This window comes from Paenibacillus sp. NPDC093718 (assembly GCF_050279985.1).
In the GTDB taxonomy this organism is placed as follows: domain Bacteria; phylum Bacillota; class Bacilli; order Paenibacillales; family Paenibacillaceae; genus Paenibacillus_AQ.
The window spans coordinates 134,271-153,098 of record NZ_JBNNUS010000004.1; the positions used below are offsets into that span (position 1 = coordinate 134,271).

Annotated in this window: 17 protein-coding genes; all 17 read right to left on the reverse strand. The window is 50.2% G+C overall.

The window, feature by feature from the left end:
• Positions 1-1,245: a polysaccharide pyruvyl transferase CsaB gene (gene csaB, locus ACQKPA_RS13520; RefSeq protein ID WP_427492972.1), complete on the reverse strand. Its 1,245-nt coding sequence runs from the start codon at positions 1,243-1,245 to the stop codon at positions 1-3.
• Complete coding sequence (locus ACQKPA_RS13525) at positions 1,221-3,239, reverse strand: DUF5693 family protein (RefSeq protein WP_427492974.1); 2,019 nt, start codon at positions 3,237-3,239, stop codon at positions 1,221-1,223. The genes csaB and ACQKPA_RS13525 overlap by 25 nt, the downstream gene beginning before the upstream one ends.
• 119 nt (positions 3,240-3,358) lie before the next feature.
• The gene (locus ACQKPA_RS13530) at positions 3,359-5,077 is read right to left on the reverse strand and encodes a phospho-sugar mutase (RefSeq protein ID WP_427492976.1); all 1,719 of its coding nucleotides are present in this window, start codon (positions 5,075-5,077) and stop codon (positions 3,359-3,361) included.
• A gap of 45 nt (positions 5,078-5,122) precedes the next feature.
• Positions 5,123-5,554 (reverse strand): 3-hydroxyacyl-ACP dehydratase FabZ, encoded by a 432-nt coding sequence (gene fabZ, locus ACQKPA_RS13535; RefSeq protein WP_427492978.1) that lies wholly within the window; start codon positions 5,552-5,554, stop codon positions 5,123-5,125.
• Positions 5,555-5,982: 428 nt separating this feature from the next.
• Positions 5,983-6,183 (reverse strand): DNA-directed RNA polymerase subunit beta, encoded by a 201-nt coding sequence (locus tag ACQKPA_RS13540; RefSeq protein ID WP_009594210.1) that lies wholly within the window; start codon positions 6,181-6,183, stop codon positions 5,983-5,985.
• Between the two features lie 9 nt (positions 6,184-6,192).
• Positions 6,193-7,017, reverse strand: a complete 825-nt coding sequence (locus ACQKPA_RS13545) for a flagellar hook-basal body protein (RefSeq protein WP_427492980.1) — start codon at positions 7,015-7,017, stop codon at positions 6,193-6,195.
• A 67-nt stretch (positions 7,018-7,084) separates the two neighbouring features.
• Entirely contained in the window at positions 7,085-7,966 is an 882-nt protein-coding gene (locus tag ACQKPA_RS13550; RefSeq protein WP_427492982.1) for a flagellar hook-basal body protein, read from the reverse strand.
• 289 nt (positions 7,967-8,255) lie between these two features.
• Positions 8,256-9,254: a rod shape-determining protein gene (locus ACQKPA_RS13555; protein WP_063479709.1), complete on the reverse strand. Its 999-nt coding sequence runs from the start codon at positions 9,252-9,254 to the stop codon at positions 8,256-8,258.
• 195 nt (positions 9,255-9,449) lie between these two features.
• Positions 9,450-9,734, reverse strand: coding sequence for a sporulation transcriptional regulator SpoIIID (spoIIID, locus tag ACQKPA_RS13560; protein ID WP_009594246.1), 285 nt, complete (start codon positions 9,732-9,734; stop codon positions 9,450-9,452).
• A gap of 264 nt (positions 9,735-9,998) precedes the next feature.
• The gene (locus ACQKPA_RS13565) at positions 9,999-10,739 is read right to left on the reverse strand and encodes a peptidoglycan DD-metalloendopeptidase family protein (RefSeq protein ID WP_427492985.1); all 741 of its coding nucleotides are present in this window, start codon (positions 10,737-10,739) and stop codon (positions 9,999-10,001) included.
• 60 nt (positions 10,740-10,799) lie between these two features.
• On the reverse strand, positions 10,800-12,371 hold the full coding sequence (gene spoIID / locus ACQKPA_RS13570) for a stage II sporulation protein D (RefSeq protein WP_427492987.1): 1,572 nt from the start codon (positions 12,369-12,371) through the stop codon (positions 10,800-10,802).
• A gap of 324 nt (positions 12,372-12,695) precedes the next feature.
• Positions 12,696-14,042, reverse strand: coding sequence for a UDP-N-acetylglucosamine 1-carboxyvinyltransferase (gene murA / locus ACQKPA_RS13575; protein ID WP_181469847.1), 1,347 nt, complete (start codon positions 14,040-14,042; stop codon positions 12,696-12,698).
• A gap of 499 nt (positions 14,043-14,541) precedes the next feature.
• On the reverse strand, positions 14,542-14,796 hold the full coding sequence (locus ACQKPA_RS13580; RefSeq protein ID WP_100540952.1) for a DUF1146 family protein: 255 nt from the start codon (positions 14,794-14,796) through the stop codon (positions 14,542-14,544).
• A gap of 341 nt (positions 14,797-15,137) precedes the next feature.
• Entirely contained in the window at positions 15,138-15,422 is a 285-nt protein-coding gene (locus ACQKPA_RS13585) for a hypothetical protein (protein ID WP_427492989.1), read from the reverse strand.
• A gap of 350 nt (positions 15,423-15,772) precedes the next feature.
• Positions 15,773-16,177, reverse strand: a complete 405-nt coding sequence (locus tag ACQKPA_RS13590) for a F0F1 ATP synthase subunit epsilon (RefSeq protein ID WP_100540954.1) — start codon at positions 16,175-16,177, stop codon at positions 15,773-15,775.
• Between the two features lie 99 nt (positions 16,178-16,276).
• Complete coding sequence (gene atpD / locus ACQKPA_RS13595; protein WP_071218873.1) at positions 16,277-17,677, reverse strand: F0F1 ATP synthase subunit beta; 1,401 nt, start codon at positions 17,675-17,677, stop codon at positions 16,277-16,279.
• 119 nt (positions 17,678-17,796) lie between these two features.
• Positions 17,797-18,657: an ATP synthase F1 subunit gamma gene (gene atpG, locus ACQKPA_RS13600; RefSeq protein ID WP_071218872.1), complete on the reverse strand. Its 861-nt coding sequence runs from the start codon at positions 18,655-18,657 to the stop codon at positions 17,797-17,799.
• Positions 18,658-18,828 lie beyond the last annotated feature (171 nt).

Consider the following 18,828-nt stretch of genomic DNA (forward strand, 5'->3'; position numbering starts at 1 on the left):
TCATCCTCTATGGCGTAAATATTGGGCAATGTGGCGTGCAGGCAGCGCGGCCTCTTGTTTCAATACAGTAATCTGCTCGCCGTGCTCCGCTTTCCATGCGGCTGCATCGTCCAGCAGCTTCAGCATCTGATCCTTTAACGCATCTGCGTCAAGTGATTCACTGCTTCCCGCAGGTTCGCTGCCCAGCCGCTTCAAAAAGTGATTGATTTTCGGATCATAGGAAATTCCGAGCAACGGCACACGCTGATTCGCGGCATAGATCAGGCTATGCAGACGCATGCCCAATATCATATCACAACAGCCAACCTCTCGCAGCATATCCTGCGGCTGCTTCTCATCACGGTAGAAACTGATTTTCGAACCATTTTTGGAAATATCGCCAATACCGCTAGCAATAAACTGCGAAGCCTCAAGATCATCCGGCTGATGAAAAGGGAGAAAGCGAAGATGTACCGGACGCTGTGCGGCTAATGCCTTTAAACCTTCCGCAACAGCCTTCAGCTCTTTGCGTTCCGGATGCCAATATCGAACCGAAATACCGATAACCGGCAGAGGTCCTTCCCCTTCCGTGTCGCGATTTGATAATGAGGATTGCACTAAAGGTTCTTCGAATGATTCACGATGTTCTTCTATAGAAGAAACTGATAAGACATCGTTCTCTTCTAACCCCGATCCCGGGTTGAAATCACGCTGAACATCCACAACTTCTGGCAGCGGCAAGCCCATCACCGGATCGGGTACGACGTGAATGGCTTCCCCCGATATTCCCATCGACTGAAGCAGTTCACCTGACTGAATGTCACGCACCGAGATAAAGGTGCATTTTCGGAAGATCGAGCGAATCATCGGATAAAACAGCTTACGGTTGACCGGACCTACGCCCTGCGCATAAATAAACGTCGGTTTTCCGAGCCACTGCGCGATCTTGAGAACGCCCAGATAATACGGGATTGTCTTTGGGCTGGTAGCGTCCTGCAGCAAGCTTCCTCCACCGCTAATCAAGCCGTCACTGTCCTTGATTGCCTGTCGAACTTCACCCAGCTTCATTCGGTGTACGGACTTTACCCCATATGCCGCTGAGGTCCATTCCGGGTCAATGGAAAGTACCACGGTGTTTATATCAACTCCCGCAGCCTTTCCTTCCTGTTCCAGGGCCGTCAGGATGGATTTCAGGACCGCTTCGTCACCGCTATTTTTGAATCCGTAGTATCCGGAAATGACTATTGTCTTAGAAGTGGAGACCATCTTTTCCAGATCCTTTCTGCCACTTGCCATACCAATATCGCGATCAATCCGATAATCAAGCCGAGTCCAAGACCCAGTACAACGCGAATGGCCGAAATATAGAGTGGCGTGTGAATATGCGTGAATGTTCCGACCATCGACAGCTGCCCCATGACACCGATAATGAGCAGATAAACGGCATGACGGTATTTAAAGGACAGGAACACGCCGAGTACCATCATTGGATGAGCCAGCAAGAACTCCTTGTTACGCGGTCGTACGCCAAACGTATTTTCCAGGAATGTACGGAATGCCATTTCGATCGACGACACAGAGCCTGCATTACCTGTACGAGTGAGATAGTACCAACCGACAATAGCCACAATACCGGCTGCGATGACCCATGTCAGCGAGATCGGTGCTTTAAGCAATTTCAGGATTGAGCTATAAGTCGATCCGCCGCGATACAGAACCACGTAGATGGCAATGAGCCCAATCGGTGCCGCAGCCAGCAAGCTCACGCCTCGGAACTGATCCAGAACAAGCATGTAGGTTACATTGTTCAATAACGCCACAACGATCGGTACAGCTGCGAGCGACAAGATTGAGGTCTTTACCAATAGAACGATCGAATGGGTCACCCTTCTGCCAGAACTCATGTCCGGTATGCTCTGCTGCGTTTCATTGACTTTGCGAATCGCCAGAATGACGGCTACCGTTGGAGCACTGATCGCCGCAAATAAAGCCAAGGCCTGTTCAAGCAATGTTGGCTTCAATACATACAATCCCGCACTGCCCAAAAGCCCGATCACAAAAGCGGCAATCGTAAGGAACGGAATGTAATAGGAAATCATGAGCGTAATCAGAGCTACGGCTCCGACGACAGCCCCAAGCTTGAAGTAACGCTGCAAGGAAGAGTCGGTCACCTTAAACGGCTCTGCAGGACCCATGGTGAAACCATTGTCCTCGATCTGCTTAATGGCCTGCCCCATACCTGTCAAACTGTCAATCAGATTATCCAGCGGGTGAGTAACGGATGCTTTGGTCATATCCCGGCTTGGCTCCGCGTTTAAATAGAACATTCGAATGTTACGGTCTTTGGAAGCCAGAGCAAAACGTTCTCCAATAACCTCAGGCTCCAGATTAGCATCCCGCTCGCTTAAGGAATAAATACGGGCTACATTGTAATCTGTTAAAAAAGCAAGCTTCGTAAATCCTTTTTGCGGACGCTTGATATTCTCAATCGCCACGAGGCCGATACCGTGTTGATTCAAAAGCTCGCCAAAGGAATCCAAACTTTTCATGTCTTCATTATCGTTGAAGCCTCTTGCGGAATCACCTTCAAACAAAATTCGTTTTACGCCGTTGTCCGCAAAGTACGCCATCAGCTTCTCCATATACGCCTGGTCGTACGGAAGACTGTCCGACAGACGCGGCACAATGTTAAAGCCCTTCTCTCGCAGCATGCCAATGGTAATCGGGTCTGGAGACAGCGGTTTAATGACCGCATTGGAACGCGGAGTTTCCAGCACCAACCCATCCACTCCACGATCGAACTGCCAGGATCTTACCGGAATACCCAATCTCGTGTAGGTTTCTTCGATAATGGGTTTAATTAAAGTCGCGCTTTCCTCGTTCAGGAATGAAACATACGTAAAATTCTCGTTCGGGGAGACCGTCGTACCTGTCAGATCAGCGACCTGCTGCCCGTCATATACCGATATTCGCCGCGATTTCACCAGCTCGTCCAGCGTGCTTTCATAAAGTGCCATACTGATTACGCCAGCTTCTTTCAGGCGATCCAGCTGCTCAGATACAAAATCCTGCGGCTTGGATTGATACGCCGCGACATCCAACAAATCCCGATAATCAAACACCAGCTCTACATTCTTTGATGTTGATTCTGTTTGCAGTCGGTCATAACCTACCGGCAGGGCCGCTGCAACGCCAAGAACAACCAGAATCCACAGCCACTTGCGGGCTGCTGTGTTCCAGCGTTTCCAATTCTGAACCACGAAAGTACCTCCTCATCGAACCTATGGAAATTTACGATGGAGGGCAACAGCTCTTTTGGGCCTTGCAGCAACCATCGTAAATTCCCTTCGTTCTCTTCTCTCATTCAATGTATCTATGTTTAAGCGTCTACCCGGGCCATGACTTGATCCGAGAGCGATTGAATTTTGCGATTCGCATCGGCGAGGGATTCGCCGCGCACGGCAAAATACACTTTGATCTTCGGTTCGGTACCGGAAGGTCTCAGGCAGAACCAAGATCCGTCTTCAAGCAGATACTTTAACACATTTTCCTTCGGCAACCCGTCCAGGCCTTCGGCATAATCAAGCACCTGCTTAACCGGCACGCCTCCGACTTCTCCAGGTGGATTGTCGCGCCAATCGGACATCTTCGCTTGAATCTGGGCGACGCCATCCTTACCCTTGAGCGTCCGGGATTCCAGTGTCTCAAGGAAATAACCGAACTGCTCATACAGCTCCTGCAGCACATCGTACAGCGTCTTGCCTTGTCCTTTATAATAAGCGGCTGCTTCGCATATCAGCATCGAGGCCAATACGGCATCCTTGTCGCGGGCATAATTGCCAGCCAAATAGCCGTAACTCTCCTCATAACCAAACAGATACGTATGGCTGCCGGACTCCTCGAACTGGGTCATTTTCTCACCAATGTATTTGAAGCCTGTCAATGTATTCAAGACGGTGGCACCATAATGCTCGGCAATCGCCGCCCCCATCTCACTCGTTACGATCGTCTTGATAACCGCACCATTATTAGGCAGCTTGCCCGCTTCCTTCAATTGCCCCAGCAAATAGTGGATCATAATCGCGCCGGATTGATTGCCAGTCAGTACGACGTATTCGCCCTGGCTATTCTTCACGACAGCCCCCATACGATCCGCATCGGGATCTGTTCCGATCAAAATGTCAGCTCCGACTTTCTCGCCAAGCTTCATCGCGAGTGTAAAAGCTTCCCGCTCCTCCGGATTCGGGGATTTGACGGTGGAGAAGTTTCCATCCGGCTCGGCTTGCTCCGGAACGACATGAATATGCTTAAAGCCGATGCTCTTAAGCACGCGCTCTACAGGTGCTTGCCCTGTTCCATGGAGAGGCGTGAATACGATATGGATATCTTCGCCCAGCTTGGATTCGATAAGATCCCGGTTCACGCTGACACTCGCCACCGTATCCGCAAAAGCCTGGTCCTCCGCTTCGCCCAGCCAAACCAGCAGGCCTTGAGCCTCTGCATCAGCTTGAGACAGCCTCTTGACCGCAGAGAAGGAATCCACCTCCTGTATCCGGGCAATTACGTTCTCTGCTTCGTCCGGTACCAGCTGGCCGCCTTCACGGTTGTACACCTTATAACCGTTGTATTCCGGCGGATTATGGCTTGCCGTGATGACAATCCCTCCGGTAGCACCCAAGTGACGCACGCTGAATGACAATTGCGGCGTTGACCGCAAGGAAGGATACAGTTTCGCTACAATCCCGTTTCCGGCCAAAACCAAAGCAGCCTCTAACGCAAATTCCGGCGAGAAATGCCGGGAGTCATGGGCAATGACAACAGAAGGCTTGCCCTCCGCGGTGCCGTGAGCCTCCATGATATATTGTGCAAAGCCTTGCGTTGCGCGGCCTACCGTATATTTATTAATCCGGTTGCTGCCTGCACCGATAACACCGCGCAGACCGCCCGTGCCAAATTCCAGATCACGATAAAACCGTTCCTCCAGCTCTTTGGTGTCGTGCTCGAGTGAACGCAGTTCCTGTTTCGTCTCCTCATCTACATATGGATCATTCAACCAACGTTGTACCGTATCGATTGTTCTCTGACTCATCTCTGACATGAAAAAAAGTCTCCCTTCCTCATCCAAACAAGAATAGTCTGAAAATTACTCCTTATCCGCGAGAGCAAATATAATTTCTCCCTCGGCAACTACACGTCCATCCACTGTAGCGGTTGCTTTCCCTTTACCGATCATGCCCTTCAAACGAATGATCTCGACTTCCAGCCGCAGCGTATCACCCGGGACCACTTGCCCACGGAAACGGAAACCGTCAATGCCCCCCAAAAAGCCAAGCTTTCCCCGGTTGCTCTCTACATTAAGAATTGCAACAGCACCGACCTGCGCCAAAGCTTCTACAATCAGGACTCCCGGCATAACAGCATATTCAGGGAAATGGCCGACAAAAAAAGGCTCATTGATCGTCACGTTCTTGATGCCGACCGCTCGTTTGCCGTCCTCAATCTCCACAATTTTATCGACCAGCAAAAACGGGGGGCGATGGGGAATAATTTCTTGAATTTGTTTGATGTTCAACATAGTATTAAAATCCTCCTTATGTACGTACCCGCCAAGCATAGCGTTTGAAAAGGGTTGTTCGTTCCATTCGCTGCCGCTGTGCCGCTTTCTCAAGCCGCGGGAGGTATTATTTACGGCTGTATCATGCATTCTCTTGAGGTTTTCTTAACGAATTTCAGATCATGTGCATAAAAAGAAGGATCTGCGGAAAAAATGATGGATATCCTTCACCGCTGCAGAAGTGAAGGTTTTAGATAAGGGGCTTTCTCCCATCGGACACTTGTGTACGAGGAGAGGGCCCTTTTACATACATCCGTCCATTGTCATGAAATGACAAAGTTAATACGCAAGTCCCATCCCATTATACCGTTTAACCCCAAAAAAAGAAAACTCCCTTAAAGGGAGTTTGGCATCTTATCTCAAGACATTGTGTTCACCTTGACCTCTCGTCAAGGTGCAAAAATCAAATCAAAAACATGCTTCCATGTGCCCCATTCAAACACTTCACTGAGCTCCTGATCGCCGAGAACAACATATCCGAAGACCATGCCTCCGAATAATGCCAATACGAGCAATACAGGAATCATGATACGGACAGCGATTTTCCATCCGGATGTCTTGGATCGTTTTTTGGCGTTTGATTCACTCATGATGCCCACCTACCCTCGCATTGTGTTGGCAAGGTTCATCATGGTATCGCTTGAACTAAGCGCACGTGCCGTCAGCTGGTAGGCCCGCTGAACTTCCATCATTTTGGTCATTTCATCGGTCAAATTGACATTCGATTGTTCAATAAATCCGGAAAGCACCTTCGATTTCGGAGGCTCGCCTGGAGCCGACGGTGTCAAATCGAACACATCGCCTTCCGTCAAGCCGCTTCCTACGACGAACAGGTTATCGCCGACAGCAACCAAGCCCTCCGGACGCTCAAGCTCAACCAGCTTCAAGGTTGCATAAGGAGCCGTTCGACCCGTTGGGGTCTCCACGATAATCTGCCCTTTCTGGTTAATGGCAACTTTCCCCTTGGCCGGAAGCGAGATTGGATTATTGTTCACGTCAAGTACTGGATAGCCTTGTGAATTGACCAGCAGCAGGTTGTTTGGGTTCCGGGCATCCGGAGATACATGAAATCCGCCTTCGCGGGTATATCCAATTGCACCATCTCCCTGAACGGCAAACATGGCTTGTCCATGAATCATCAGATCGAGCGGATTACCGGTTTCCTTCATGCCCCCCTGCTCCATGTTCTGCACGACGGAAGATAGTCTCATGCCATACCCGAGTGTATAGCCAAGCGGTGTCGCGCGGCCCGTCCGGTCGAAGTCCTTATGATGCTGCTGAACCTGCGTCAGCACATCTTCAAAGGATCCCTCCTTTTTCTTATAACCAGCCGTATTGACGTTTGCTATATTGTCCGCAATGACATCCAATCGCTGCTGGAGGGCATTCATCGACACCATGGCGCTAATCATCGAGTTGTTCATCACTTACCTCCCGTGGGCTCACATTTTCATACAGCAGTTGTGCTGCCTGCCTACTTACAAACACGGCTTAGACTCGGCCGATCTCATTGACCGCCTTCTCCAGCGTTCTGTCGTAGTACTGAACGATTTTTTGGTTCGTTTCATACGCGCGCAGCGCAGCTGTCAATTCAACCATCGATTGCGTCGGATCCACGTTGGACCCCTCGATAAATCCCTGGCGGATGACTCCGTTATCACCGGGTGCCATAAAACGAACTTCCCCGTCCGGATCGGCCATTCGGAACACGCCATGACCTTCACGAATCAGTCCATGAGGCTCGCTCACGATACTTACTCCGAGAATGATGCCTGTCCCATTGCCTTCTGCGTCCATGATTTCTCCTTGCTCATTCACTGTAAAGTTACTCGCCGAGCCTGTCAATACAATCGGTCTGTTATTGTTATCCAATACCTGATAGCCGCTCTCGCTCAACAAGTTGCCTTCGGGGCTAACCCGGAAGCTGCCGTTACGGGTGTAACGGATATCCCCATTCTCATTCTGAACCGTAAAAAAACCTTCCGGCCGGTAGATCACCTCGCCGTTCTCATCCACGTATCTGCCGGAAGCATCAAATGGATAAGGTTGGCCCGTTGCCGGATTCTGTACCGCAAAAGAGGATACCAGCGCAAAGTCTGTTGTCTTGCCCGTTTCACGGAGCGCGCCTTCGGTATAAAGCGATATGCTCTCCTCAGCGTAAACACCCGTGTTGAACTTACCCAGCTTCCGTCCCGCATTCGTCGAATCATTGCCGCCGATCATGGAGACAAGCACTTCGGGGAACGAACGCTGCACGCTGTTGGTTGCCTTGTAGCCTGTCGTGTTGACGTTAGCGATGTTCTGCGTCACCGTATTATGTCGCTGCTCCTGGGTCATCATCCCTGAAGCCGCTGTATATAGACCTCTTAACAATGAAGGCACTTCCCTTCCATTAACGAATCATAACAACCTTAATCGATATAACGACCGCTACGATGACGGATTGTACTTCCAATCGCTGTTGTTTTTGGATTTCTTGTTACCATCTTGGATATGGTTGAAATCCAAAAACAAAGGCGAACGCTTCGCTTTTCCATTACAATTCCGCCCTCTCCGCTGTTATCAGCGTGTATGTAATGCGGAGCAGATCGCTAATTTCATCGTGGTGATTATACCGATTCATATCCATATTCATGTTGTTCCTATCATCTATATCGGAAGGTTAGAACTTTTTCTTTACGACCTTGTCCAAATTATCCAGCATAATTCCCGTTCCCTTAACCACACAATGCATCGGATCCTCCGCAACAAGCACCGGCACCCGCAGCTCGTCCGTCAACAGCTCGTCCAAACCATGAAGCAGTGCGCCACCGCCGGTCAATATGACGCCGCGATCGATAATGTCCGCCGACAGCTCCGGCGGGGTCCGCTCCAAAACGGATTTGGCTGCGAGTACGATCGATGACACCGGATCCCACAGAGCTTCCTGCACCTCTGCCGAAGACACCGTTACCGTAAACGGCAGTCCCGATACCATATCGCGTCCGCGAATATCCATCTCAGCTTGTCTACCGCCTGGACGAACCGTTCCGATAGCTACCTTCAAATCTTCTGCCGTCCGTTCTCCGATCAGCAATTTATATTTATGCTTCACATACTTCGTGATCGCCTCGTCGAACTTGTCCCCCGCCATTTTAATCGAAGAAGCGGTGACGACATCGCCCATGGACAGGACGGCCACATCCGTGGTGCCGCCCCCGATGTCCACAACCATGTTACCGCTCGGTTGGAAAATATCCATCCCTGCGCCAATTGCCGCTGCCTTCGGTTCTTCTTCAAGGAACACATCCCTTGCGCCGCTGCGCTCAGCCGCTTCCCGGATCGCCTTCTGCTCTACCGAAGTGATGTTCGTCGGTGCACAGATGAGGATTCGGGGCCGGCTGTGCCAACTGCGCGCGCCCACGCGATCAATAAAGTACTTCAGCATGGCTTCCGTTATTTCGAAGTCGGCGATGACCCCGTCCCTCAGCGGGCGGATCGCCGTAATGTTGCCGGGAGTGCGCCCGACCATGCGCCGTGCTTCCTCACCGACGGCAAGGACTCGTTTGGTGTCGGTCTCAATAGTGACAACGGAAGGTTCGTCTAACACTACCCCCTTCCCCTTTACGTGAATGAGCACGTTCGCCGTTCCGAGATCGATTCCAATATCCTTGCTCAACATCATGAAAAGCCCCCAAAGTGTTATTTTATGGTAAAAGAGTCTGTTCGCTGTACCGAACCATCCTTCGACATAATCTAGCAATCGATGATGATCTTCGGCAAAACAGGTCCCATATTTCGATCCTATACCAGCTTTTAACATATCATACTTTAGGGGAGGGATTCAACGTCAATCTAGTGACCTAAGCCCTAAAAATCAGGATTTCGCCGTGGCCACCGGTTCGCGGTTGCTGCCGGTTTTTTTGTACTTGATCTTGGTAGCTTCTCCGCCTCTCAGATGGCGGATGGATTTGTGGTATTCGAGAATGTGCTTCACCTGATCCGCCAGGTCCGGGTTGATCTCCGGCAGACGTTCGGTTAAGTCCTTATGCACCGTGCTTTTCGACACGCCAAATTCTTTGGCTATAGTTCGAACCGTATGCCTCGTTTCCACGATACAGCGTCCGATCTTAATGGTCCGCTCTTTGATGTAATCGTGCACGCTCCCGCCTCCCTACTGTGTGGATAGTTTGGTACATTATATGAGGGGCATGACGGGATATTCTCGGTTTCAAGGGGTGACAAGCTTACTTGGACCCATTTATTTTCTGGACATGCCCGTGACGGACAAGTCCAAAATGTCCAAAAAACAAGGCCCGGCAAGGGTTGGACTTGCCGTCCAAAACCGCAACAAAAAAAAAGACAGGATCACAAGATCCTGCCCTCTTCAAGTGCGCGGTGGGCGCATGGCTACAAAGAAATGAAATTATTTTTGCGGAAGTACGCTCACAGGGTTGACCAGTTTCCCGCCCTCATACACTTCGAAGTGCACATGGTTGCCGAGATCCTTCTCAAACTCACTGCGCCCGGCAGTCGCGATGGAATCGCCCTGCTTCACTTCAGCGCCTTCCTTCACTTTCACTTCGTTCAAGCTTTGGTACACGGTTTTCGTGTCACCTGACGTAATTTCCACAACGTTGCCATTAACCGGGTGATTCTCAACCCGGGTCACTTTACCAGTCAGTGCGGCACGAACTTCAAACATCGTGTCATCCGCAGCAGCCAAGTCGATTCCCATATTCGGCGTAAAGGTGTCATTATACTGCACCATTGCCTCTTGATGCGTTTCCGGGTTCGTCTCGTCAAAGTAAGGCTTGACGATGCTGACTGCCACGTCGTCGGCTACCGGCCAGATCATCGATTGCGCATTGGCCGTCACTTCTACAGCTTCTCCGTCATTGCCTTCGGTTGCAGCAGGCTTCTCCGAGCCTTGAACCGAATCCGATACGGTGGTTGCTTCCTCTTGTGGGTTCAGCGTCTTTTGGCTGGCGTCCTGGTAGACCCACACGAGGGTTAGTATAATTGCCGCTGCTGCTAAGTATGCTGCCGGGAACACCCACCGTTTGGATAATGCTTTCTTCCACGAAGATGACGGTACCGCCGAATCTCCTTGCACAGTTTTAGGAGTTTCTTCGTGGGGTTTACTATTTTTGTTCTGTTCATTCATTTGCAATCACCTCAGTAACCATTGTTACCGGGGGCAACTCTTTTATACGTTATCTAACTATTATTTTTTTGAAGAGAGAAGATTTGAAGTTTTGTCAAAAGAAATATTCGTATAGTAGTGCGCCAGAATCTCTTTCGCTTTGTATCCTTCGCGGGCCATGCCCTCTGCTCCGTATTGGCTCATGCCCACGCCGTGACCGTTGCCGTAGGTCGTTATCTCAATCTCGCCGTCTTTCATATGAAGGGTGAATTGGCTCGAACGAAGCCCCAGCTTCTCTCTCACCTCGCGACCGGTGAACTTTTTGCCGCCAACCCGTACGCTCTCAATTCGATGACCTTGCGTATACGAGAGTACTTTCAAAAAAGAAGCCCCCCCATCCCCGCCTGCCGATACCGGTACGGCTCCATCCGCCAGACCAAGCTTTCCTATGAATTCTGAGCGGGGCATCGTGATCGTTGTCTTGTACTTCGGTGAAATCTGTTTATCCCATGGACTCTCCACACTGCGCAGGTAGGGAATCTCGTTCTTCCAATAATCCTCTGAATTTTCGGTATAACCGTTACTGGTGGAGAAAAAAGAAGCGGTAATCGGCTGACCCTCATATGTCATCACCACTCCTGACGTTTCCTTTACCGCTCGCTGGAGCTTCGCCAGCTCTGCTTCCTTCCCGAGCCGCTGCCATTCCTTCGTAAGTTCGTCTTGGGCGATGTAAGCCTGGTGGCTGACCGTATCGGTCACCACGGCCTTGCCGTCCGGCACGCCGCTGCGGTCGCCGGACGCCAGCCGCTGCACGATATACGTCCGTGCCGCAATGGCCTGGGCCTTGAGTGCCTCCAGCTGGAACTCAGCCGGCATCTCGGCGGCCAGGACGCCGACGAGGTATTGTTCCAGCGGCAGTTCCTCCACGGTATCCGTCTTGGTTACGTAGACGGATACCGTGGGCTCTTCCGCCGCCTGCGGCTCGGCGGAAGGCAGCGGGCCAGACCCCGGCGGAAGCGGCTCTGGTGCGTTGTTGCCGGGGGCAACCACCAGCAGGGGCAGCGCCAGCGCCAAGGCCAACAGCACCGCCACCGCCCAGACGGCAGGGTGCACCCGCACCCGCCGCCTTCCGGCGGCCGGGCGCCGCGAGGCAAAGCCGCGGCGCCCCCAGCGCGCAGGCCGCACACGGAACGTGCGGCCGCCGCGCGGCACGCGGCCCGTTGCCGCTGGCGCGAAGCGCTGCGGCTCGGCCGCGGGATGCGGGCCCTGCGGCATGGCCGCCGGCCCGCCGGGGGCTGGCGCGGCGCCGTGCGCAGGCGCGCCAGCGGGGCTTCCGGGCGGCGGCGTATGGGCCGCCCGGGAGCTGTGGCCGGACTCGCCGAAGGCGTCCGGCGCTCTCCCCGGGCCGCGGTGCCCGCGCGGCCCTTCCTGTATATCCTTTTTATCCGGATTCGAATCACGGTTATGTTCTTCAGTCGATCCGGCTTTCTTCTCAAGTTCTCCGGGAAAGTCCCACTTCAATACGGGAGCAGCCGATCCTTCGGATGGTACCTGGTATGATTGAGGATTTCCTTCTTTCAAATCGTCTTTTGAATCAATCGCCCGTTTTTTTCCTGCAGAACTCACATTCACCCGAACCTTTGAATCTTTCATTGCACTTCCCTCCTGTGCCTTTTCCCCTGGTATATACTCTTGTACATGCTCCTACACGCTCTACTTATACTTATGAGACATGGGCATTTAATAGAACTATTCTAAGAGAAAGGACAAAATGCACATGGAGAAAGAACGCGGTCACTGACTGCAAGCAAGCTAGCAAAGAGTCTTTCATTCAAACGGAATCTCAACATAAGAGAATGAATGATATGCGCTATGGTGATGCATTACAAAAAAAGAAGGAGCTTTGCCTTATCGGCAAAGCTCCTTCTCCTGTACTCTATTGTGGTCTATCCTGAGTCGCCAGATTCATCGTGTTGTTTACACCCAGGTAGGTTGAACTTTGAAAACTTTTGCGTCTTCTGTTTCGCCTGCCACTTTTTTCGAAACCTTCTCCGAACTCTGGTCCTCCGTTGAAATACGCCAGATATCCGCGCCAAGTCCAGACAGCTTTTCCGCTAAATGAACATAACCGCGATCGATATGCTGTACGCCGCCAACTTCGGTAGTCCCTTCCGAGACGAGCCCGGCTAATATCAAGGCAGCCCCTGCACGCAGATCCGTTGCGGTTACTTTGGCTCCTTTAAGCTTAGCTCCGCCCGTAACGATCGCAGAACGTCCCTCAACCTTAATCTCCGCATTCATCAGCTGGAATTCATCCACATGCATAAAGCGGTTTTCAAATACCGTTTCCGTAACAACACTTGTACCTTCGGAAACCAGCAAAAGCGCCATCATCTGGGACTGCATATCCGTTGGGAAGCCAGGATAAGGCAAGGTTTTCACATCAACCGACTTTAATGGTTTGTCGGCGATAACGCGAATCCCATTCTCGTCCGGTTCAATGGTAATCCCCATCTCTTCCATCTTGGAAATAACCGGGCCAAGGTGGTCCGCAATGGCTCCTTCCACATATACATCCCCGCCCGTGATCGCAGCCGCAGCCATGAAGGTGCCTGCTTCAATCCGGTCAGGAATCACGTTATGCTTGACGCCATGCATCTGCTCAACGCCCTCGATCCGAATCACACCCGTGCCCGCACCGCGAACTTTGGCACCCATCGCATTCAGGTAATTCGCTAAATCGACAATTTCCGGCTCTTTCGCCGCATTTTCGATTACCGTAATTCCTTCAGCCAATGTAGCGGCCATCATAATATTTTCAGTAGCACCTACGCTGGCTACGTCCAAATAGACCTTCGCCCCACGCAATCTGCCATTGCTTTTAGCTTCAATATATCCTTGTCCGAGGCTAATCTCTGCCCCGAGAGCTTCAAATCCTTTTAGGTGTTGATCAATGGGTCTTGTGCCGATAGCACATCCCCCGGGAAGCGAAATCCGGGTTCGTCCACAACGTGCCAATAAAGGCCCCATGACCAGAAAAGACGCCCGCATCTTCCGCACCCATTCATAAGGCGCTTCACATGTCGTTATGTGCTCTGCATTCACACGTATCACTTCATCCTGATATGTAATGCCCGCACCAAGCGACTCCAATACTTTACTGATTGTAATTACATCGTCAAGAGGAGGCGCGTCAATAATAACACTTTCCCCAACTTCCCCTAGTAGAGAGGCAGCGATGATCGGAAGAACTGAATTTTTTGCTCCGCTGACTTTGACGCTTCCGGTCAGTCTTTTGCCACCGCGGACGATAAATTTGCTCATCATGGTTTCCCTCCGCGTCCATAATTGTCCTTATTGCGTGTGTTAGTAATTAGTTGTTGCTAATTCCCTAACTTTCATCTTAACATTAGTGATTTCCGCTAAACAAGCGATTTTTGAACTATTTATTACATCTGATACGGTGTCTACATCAGGAACCAGAAATCCAAGATGTGACCTTATGAAGCATCTGTTAACCGCAGTATGGACCTACGAAAGGTACCATGACCGACCAGCACTTGTCAATGCGTAACAATTACCGGGTGAACATTATAGTCCGGAAGTCATATCGTCCGCCCGATCAAATTCTTAAGATAAGTGTTAACATAATAAAATGCGTTTATTCGACATCTTCTTCCGAAGCAACCTAACAGAGATATAACCAATCATACCGCAATTAAAACAGACGAGTAAAAATCGCCAAACACATAACCTCATACAATAAATGCCCTAATCACTAGCTGCAAACACTTCGTGTTATGTACGGCGCTCATTCCCCGCGCTAAAACATATATCGGATCATTTGACTCCATGTTATATAGTCAATTAGGAATTCAGCTACAAATCGTCCAAGCACCACAGCCAGCAGCAAATGCAGCAGCTTTCCCTGCGGCCCCTTCGGATGACGGACAACCAAATCCAGCTTTACTTGTTGTAATGCCCACCAAGCCAGTGCAATACAGATCAGCGAAACGACAATAGACAGCAATCCGTTAACACCGACGGCACTGATTGAATTAGATAAATCCTGGTTCATACTCCCTCCTCCTTCATAAATTATCCTGTCCTGTTCAGGACCGACTCTTCTATAATACTTGGCTGGAGGCTAAGAATCCAGCACTTTCTATACGACATTTCCTCGGAAATAATAAAGTTTATCGACATTGCTCCAAAACGATCATAAATACGCTATTATAAGAAGTTTAAATCACCACTTCTTTCGCAACAAAAAATTATCCGGAAGCCATGAATCACTATAGTTTTGTATCTCAAGCTTCTATCTTATACCGATTTAATAACAAAAAAAAATCGGACTCTGAAATGTACAGTCCGAGTAAGTTTTAAATAAAAATTCACGTTTACTGCTGCGGAGCTTTTTTAGAAATCAGATGTTGCCACTTGAATCGTTCCGAAAGCCGGCAGTGCGCCTGTCAACAGAGCAGCAACCAACAAGAGCTCTACCGATAGCGTGAGACTGTTTACAGGTGGAATGACATAGGTGACAACCGGTGCATTAACTCTCGTTATGACCAAAGCAACAGGCCCGTCCGAGAAGTTGTTGACGGTTACGGACGCATTCACGCCACCAGCCAAATTCTCGTAATACGATTTACCGACTTCAGGTGCCAATGAGAAAATTTGTGTCGGGAGTAGATTAGCCATAAGGATGACCTCCCTTCTCTCTTTGATACTATATGTTATGCCAGTGAATCTATTAAAGTTCTAGATAGATGACATATGATAATCGGACATTTAATAGAGTAGCGACCTGCTGAATGCTTAATACACCTCAATTCAGGAGCTGCTATAGCAAAACGATTCTAGTATATTGCGTTAATGTTAAATATAAGAAAAACGAGAATCGACGTACTTTCACAGTAGACAGACCGCATGTAGAGGTAGTTTTCCTTACGATATTGTATCGTTCAGCTTCGCTGAAACCCTATGCATTCCGTAAACTAAAAAAAGACAGCTTGGCTGCAAGAATGCAGCAAGCTGTCTTGGTTTACCTATTAGTTCCGAGTCACTTTAATCCGGTTCATCGCTCTTTGCAGAGCCATTTCCGCGCGACGATGGTCAACTTCATCTTGTCTTCCCTTCGCATTCAGGCGGGTCTCCGCTCTTTCCTTCGCGGCTTCCGCACGCTCCAGATCGATTTCTTCCGCTTTCTCTGCGCTTTCCGCCAGGATGACAATCTTATCTTTGCGGACTTCGACGAAACCGCCTTGTACCGCAAACGGGGTTCTCTGGTTACCGATCTTCACATAAACTGGCGCTATCTGAAGCGGCGTAACAAAGGAAATATGACCAGGTAAAATGCCCAGTTCTCCCTCGACCCCACGCACCGTAACACTATTCACCTGCTCTGAGTAGACCAGGCGGTCCGGCGTTACGATTTCCAACAAAATGGTGCTCACTTCCATCCCTCCTCACCGTTTTCCGCAGAAAACTCGCGCAGCAGACCTCACAGACTCGCAAAAAGTACTGTTCCGGTCTGCCGATCACGGAGCGTCAGCTTACAATGTTTTTGCTTTTTCAACTGCCTCTTCAATCGTACCTACGAACAGGAAAGCCGCTTCCGGAAGGTGGTCATACTTGCCTTCCAGAATCTCTTTAAAGCTACGCACGGTTTCTTTAACCGGTACATATTTACCCGGGATCCCGTTGAACTGCTCGGCAACGTGGAATGCTTGGGAAAGGAAACGTTGAACACGACGAGCACGTCCAACAATCGCTTTATCTTCCTCGCTCAGCTCATCCATACCGAGAATCGCAATGATATCTTGAAGCTCGTTATAACGAGCCAAAATTTTCTTAACGCCTTGAGCAACGTTATAGTGCTCTTCACCAACAATTTCCGGAGCCAAGATACGGGAACTGGATGCAAGCGGATCTACCGCAGGATAAATACCCATCTCGGAAATTTTACGCTCCAGGTTCGTCGTTGCATCCAAGTGAGCAAACGTTGTAGCCGGAGCCGGATCCGTATAGTCATCCGCCGGTACATAGATAGCCTGGATGGATGTAACGGAACCTTTTTTGGTCGAGGTAATCCGCTCTTGCAAGCGTCCCATTTCGGATGCCAGCGTTGGCTGGTAACCTACCGCGGAAGGCATACGGCCGAGAAGGGCGGATACTTCGGAACCCGCTTGAGTAAAGCGGAAGATGTTGTCGATAAAGAGAAGTACGTCTTTACCTTCTTGATCACGGAAATATTCCGCCATCGTCAAACCGGTCAACGCTACGCGAAGACGGGCACCCGGAGGCTCGTTCATTTGACCGAATACCATCGCGGTTTTGCTGATAACGCCGGAATCGCTCATCTCGTGGTAAAGGTCGTTCCCTTCACGAGTACGCTCCCCTACGCCGGCGAATACGGAAATACCGCCGTGTTCTTGGGCGATGTTGTTGATCAATTCCTGGATCGCAACGGTTTTACCTACGCCGGCACCACCAAAGAGGCCGATCTTACCGCCTTTTTGGTATGGAGCAAGCAAGTCGATTACCTTAATACCCGTTTCAAGCATTTCTGCTTGCGTGGAGAGCTCATCATAAGCAGGAGCCTCACGGTGGATCGGGTTATTAATTTCGGATACTACGGCACCTGCGTTATCGATCGGCTCACCCAATACGTTAAATACACGGCCAAGTGTAGCGGAACCTACAGGAACCGTAATCGGTCTGCCCAAATCCACGGCTTCGATACCGCGAACGAGACCATCCGTGGATGACATCGCGATACAACGAACCAGATTATCACCCAAATGATTGGATACTTCCAAAGTCAAATCAACCGAGCGGCCGCCTTCCAGCGTTGCTTCAATCTTGACAGCATTAAAAATCTCGGGAAGATGACCGCGCTCAAATTCAATGTCAACTACAGCACCTGTAATGCTGACAACGCGTCCTTTTTTCATTGATTCGTTTTCCCTCCTACCCGCTCACCTCTAGCGGTGAACGATGATCGTAAAAGCGGCTTATTCATGACATGGCCGCATATCCGTAAAGTACTAAATTAAGAATTCAGAGCCGTGCATTATTGCTGAGCGTTTGCTCCGCCCACAATCTCGGAAATTTCCTGCGTAATGGCAGCCTGACGAGCACGGTTGTAAGTAAGGTTCAACTCGTTGATGATCTTGCTTGCATTCTTCGTTGCAGCTCCCATAGCAGTCATCTTCGCACCCAGCTCACTTGCCTTCGCATTCAGCATCGCACTGAAAATCAATGTTTCCGCATATTTCGGAAGCAGCACCTCAAGCACGCCTTCAGGAGACGGTTCATACTCATAACCCGTCAGGTTCTCGGCGCTACCAATGTTCTCCATCGGCAGAAGCTTGGAGATCTCCTGGAGCTGAGTCAAAGCATTCACGAATTGGTTATAGCACACGTATAACTCATCGATCTGACCCAGCTCATATTGATGAACCGCCGCGTTAGCGATGGTCTTAATATCTGCATAGGTCGGACTATCGGATAAATCGGTGAGTTCCTCAACAACCGGAAGTTCACGACGGCGGAAATAATCCCGTCCTTTACGTCCGATCACAAACAGGCAATACTCATCCTTGGACTGATGGCGTTCTGCGATGAAGTTCGATACTTTTCGCAAAATGTTGGAGTTTGATGCACCAGCAAGACCGCGGTCGGAAGTGATCACCAGATAACCGGTTTTCTTCACTTCACGCTTTTCCAGCATCGGATGGCTGATTCCTTTGGTTCCAGCAGCAATGCTGCCAACCACTTCTTTCAGCTTCTCGGAGTATGGAAGTGCGGAGGTTGCCTTCTCTTGAGCTCTTCTCAGCTTGGCGGCAGCAACCATTTCCATCGCCTTGGTGATCTGCCTTGTGTTCTGAACACTCTTGATCTGCCGCTTAATATCACGTAATCCTCTTGCCATGTTTTCACCACCTTAAAGCTTTGGCGAAGCCAAAGCTAACTTCGTAAGCAATCACCTAACTTTGGCAGAGCCAAAGTTACTTCGTACGCGTAGACTAAGCTTTGGCTAGGACCAAAGCCGTACCTTTTGTAAAAATCACTTTGGTCACAGCCAAAGCTACATTCCATATGA

Excerpts from the sequence above, each read along its gene's own strand:
- murA (WP_181469847.1), bottom strand. The coding sequence starts at position 14,042 with ATGAGCAAATTTATCGTCCGCGGTGGCAAAAGACTGACCGGAAGCGTC.
- csaB (WP_427492972.1), bottom strand. The coding sequence starts at position 1,245 with ATGGTCTCCACTTCTAAGACAATAGTCATTTCCGGATACTACGGATTC.
- fabZ (WP_427492978.1), bottom strand. The coding sequence starts at position 5,554 with ATGTTGAACATCAAACAAATTCAAGAAATTATTCCCCATCGCCCCCCG.
- ACQKPA_RS13585 (WP_427492989.1), bottom strand. The coding sequence starts at position 15,422 with ATGGCTAATCTACTCCCGACACAAATTTTCTCATTGGCACCTGAAGTC.
- ACQKPA_RS13555 (WP_063479709.1), bottom strand. The coding sequence starts at position 9,254 with ATGTTGAGCAAGGATATTGGAATCGATCTCGGAACGGCGAACGTGCTC.
- ACQKPA_RS13565 (WP_427492985.1), bottom strand. The coding sequence starts at position 10,739 with ATGAATGAACAGAACAAAAATAGTAAACCCCACGAAGAAACTCCTAAA.
- ACQKPA_RS13530 (WP_427492976.1), bottom strand. The coding sequence starts at position 5,077 with ATGTCAGAGATGAGTCAGAGAACAATCGATACGGTACAACGTTGGTTG.
- ACQKPA_RS13580 (WP_100540952.1), bottom strand. The coding sequence starts at position 14,796 with ATGAACCAGGATTTATCTAATTCAATCAGTGCCGTCGGTGTTAACGGA.
- ACQKPA_RS13545 (WP_427492980.1), bottom strand. The coding sequence starts at position 7,017 with ATGAACAACTCGATGATTAGCGCCATGGTGTCGATGAATGCCCTCCAG.
- ACQKPA_RS13540 (WP_009594210.1), bottom strand. The coding sequence starts at position 6,183 with ATGAGTGAATCAAACGCCAAAAAACGATCCAAGACATCCGGATGGAAA.
- atpD (WP_071218873.1), bottom strand. The coding sequence starts at position 17,677 with ATGAAAAAAGGACGCGTTGTCAGCATTACAGGTGCTGTAGTTGACATT.
- spoIID (WP_427492987.1), bottom strand. The coding sequence starts at position 12,371 with ATGAAAGATTCAAAGGTTCGGGTGAATGTGAGTTCTGCAGGAAAAAAA.
- atpG (WP_071218872.1), bottom strand. The coding sequence starts at position 18,657 with ATGGCAAGAGGATTACGTGATATTAAGCGGCAGATCAAGAGTGTTCAG.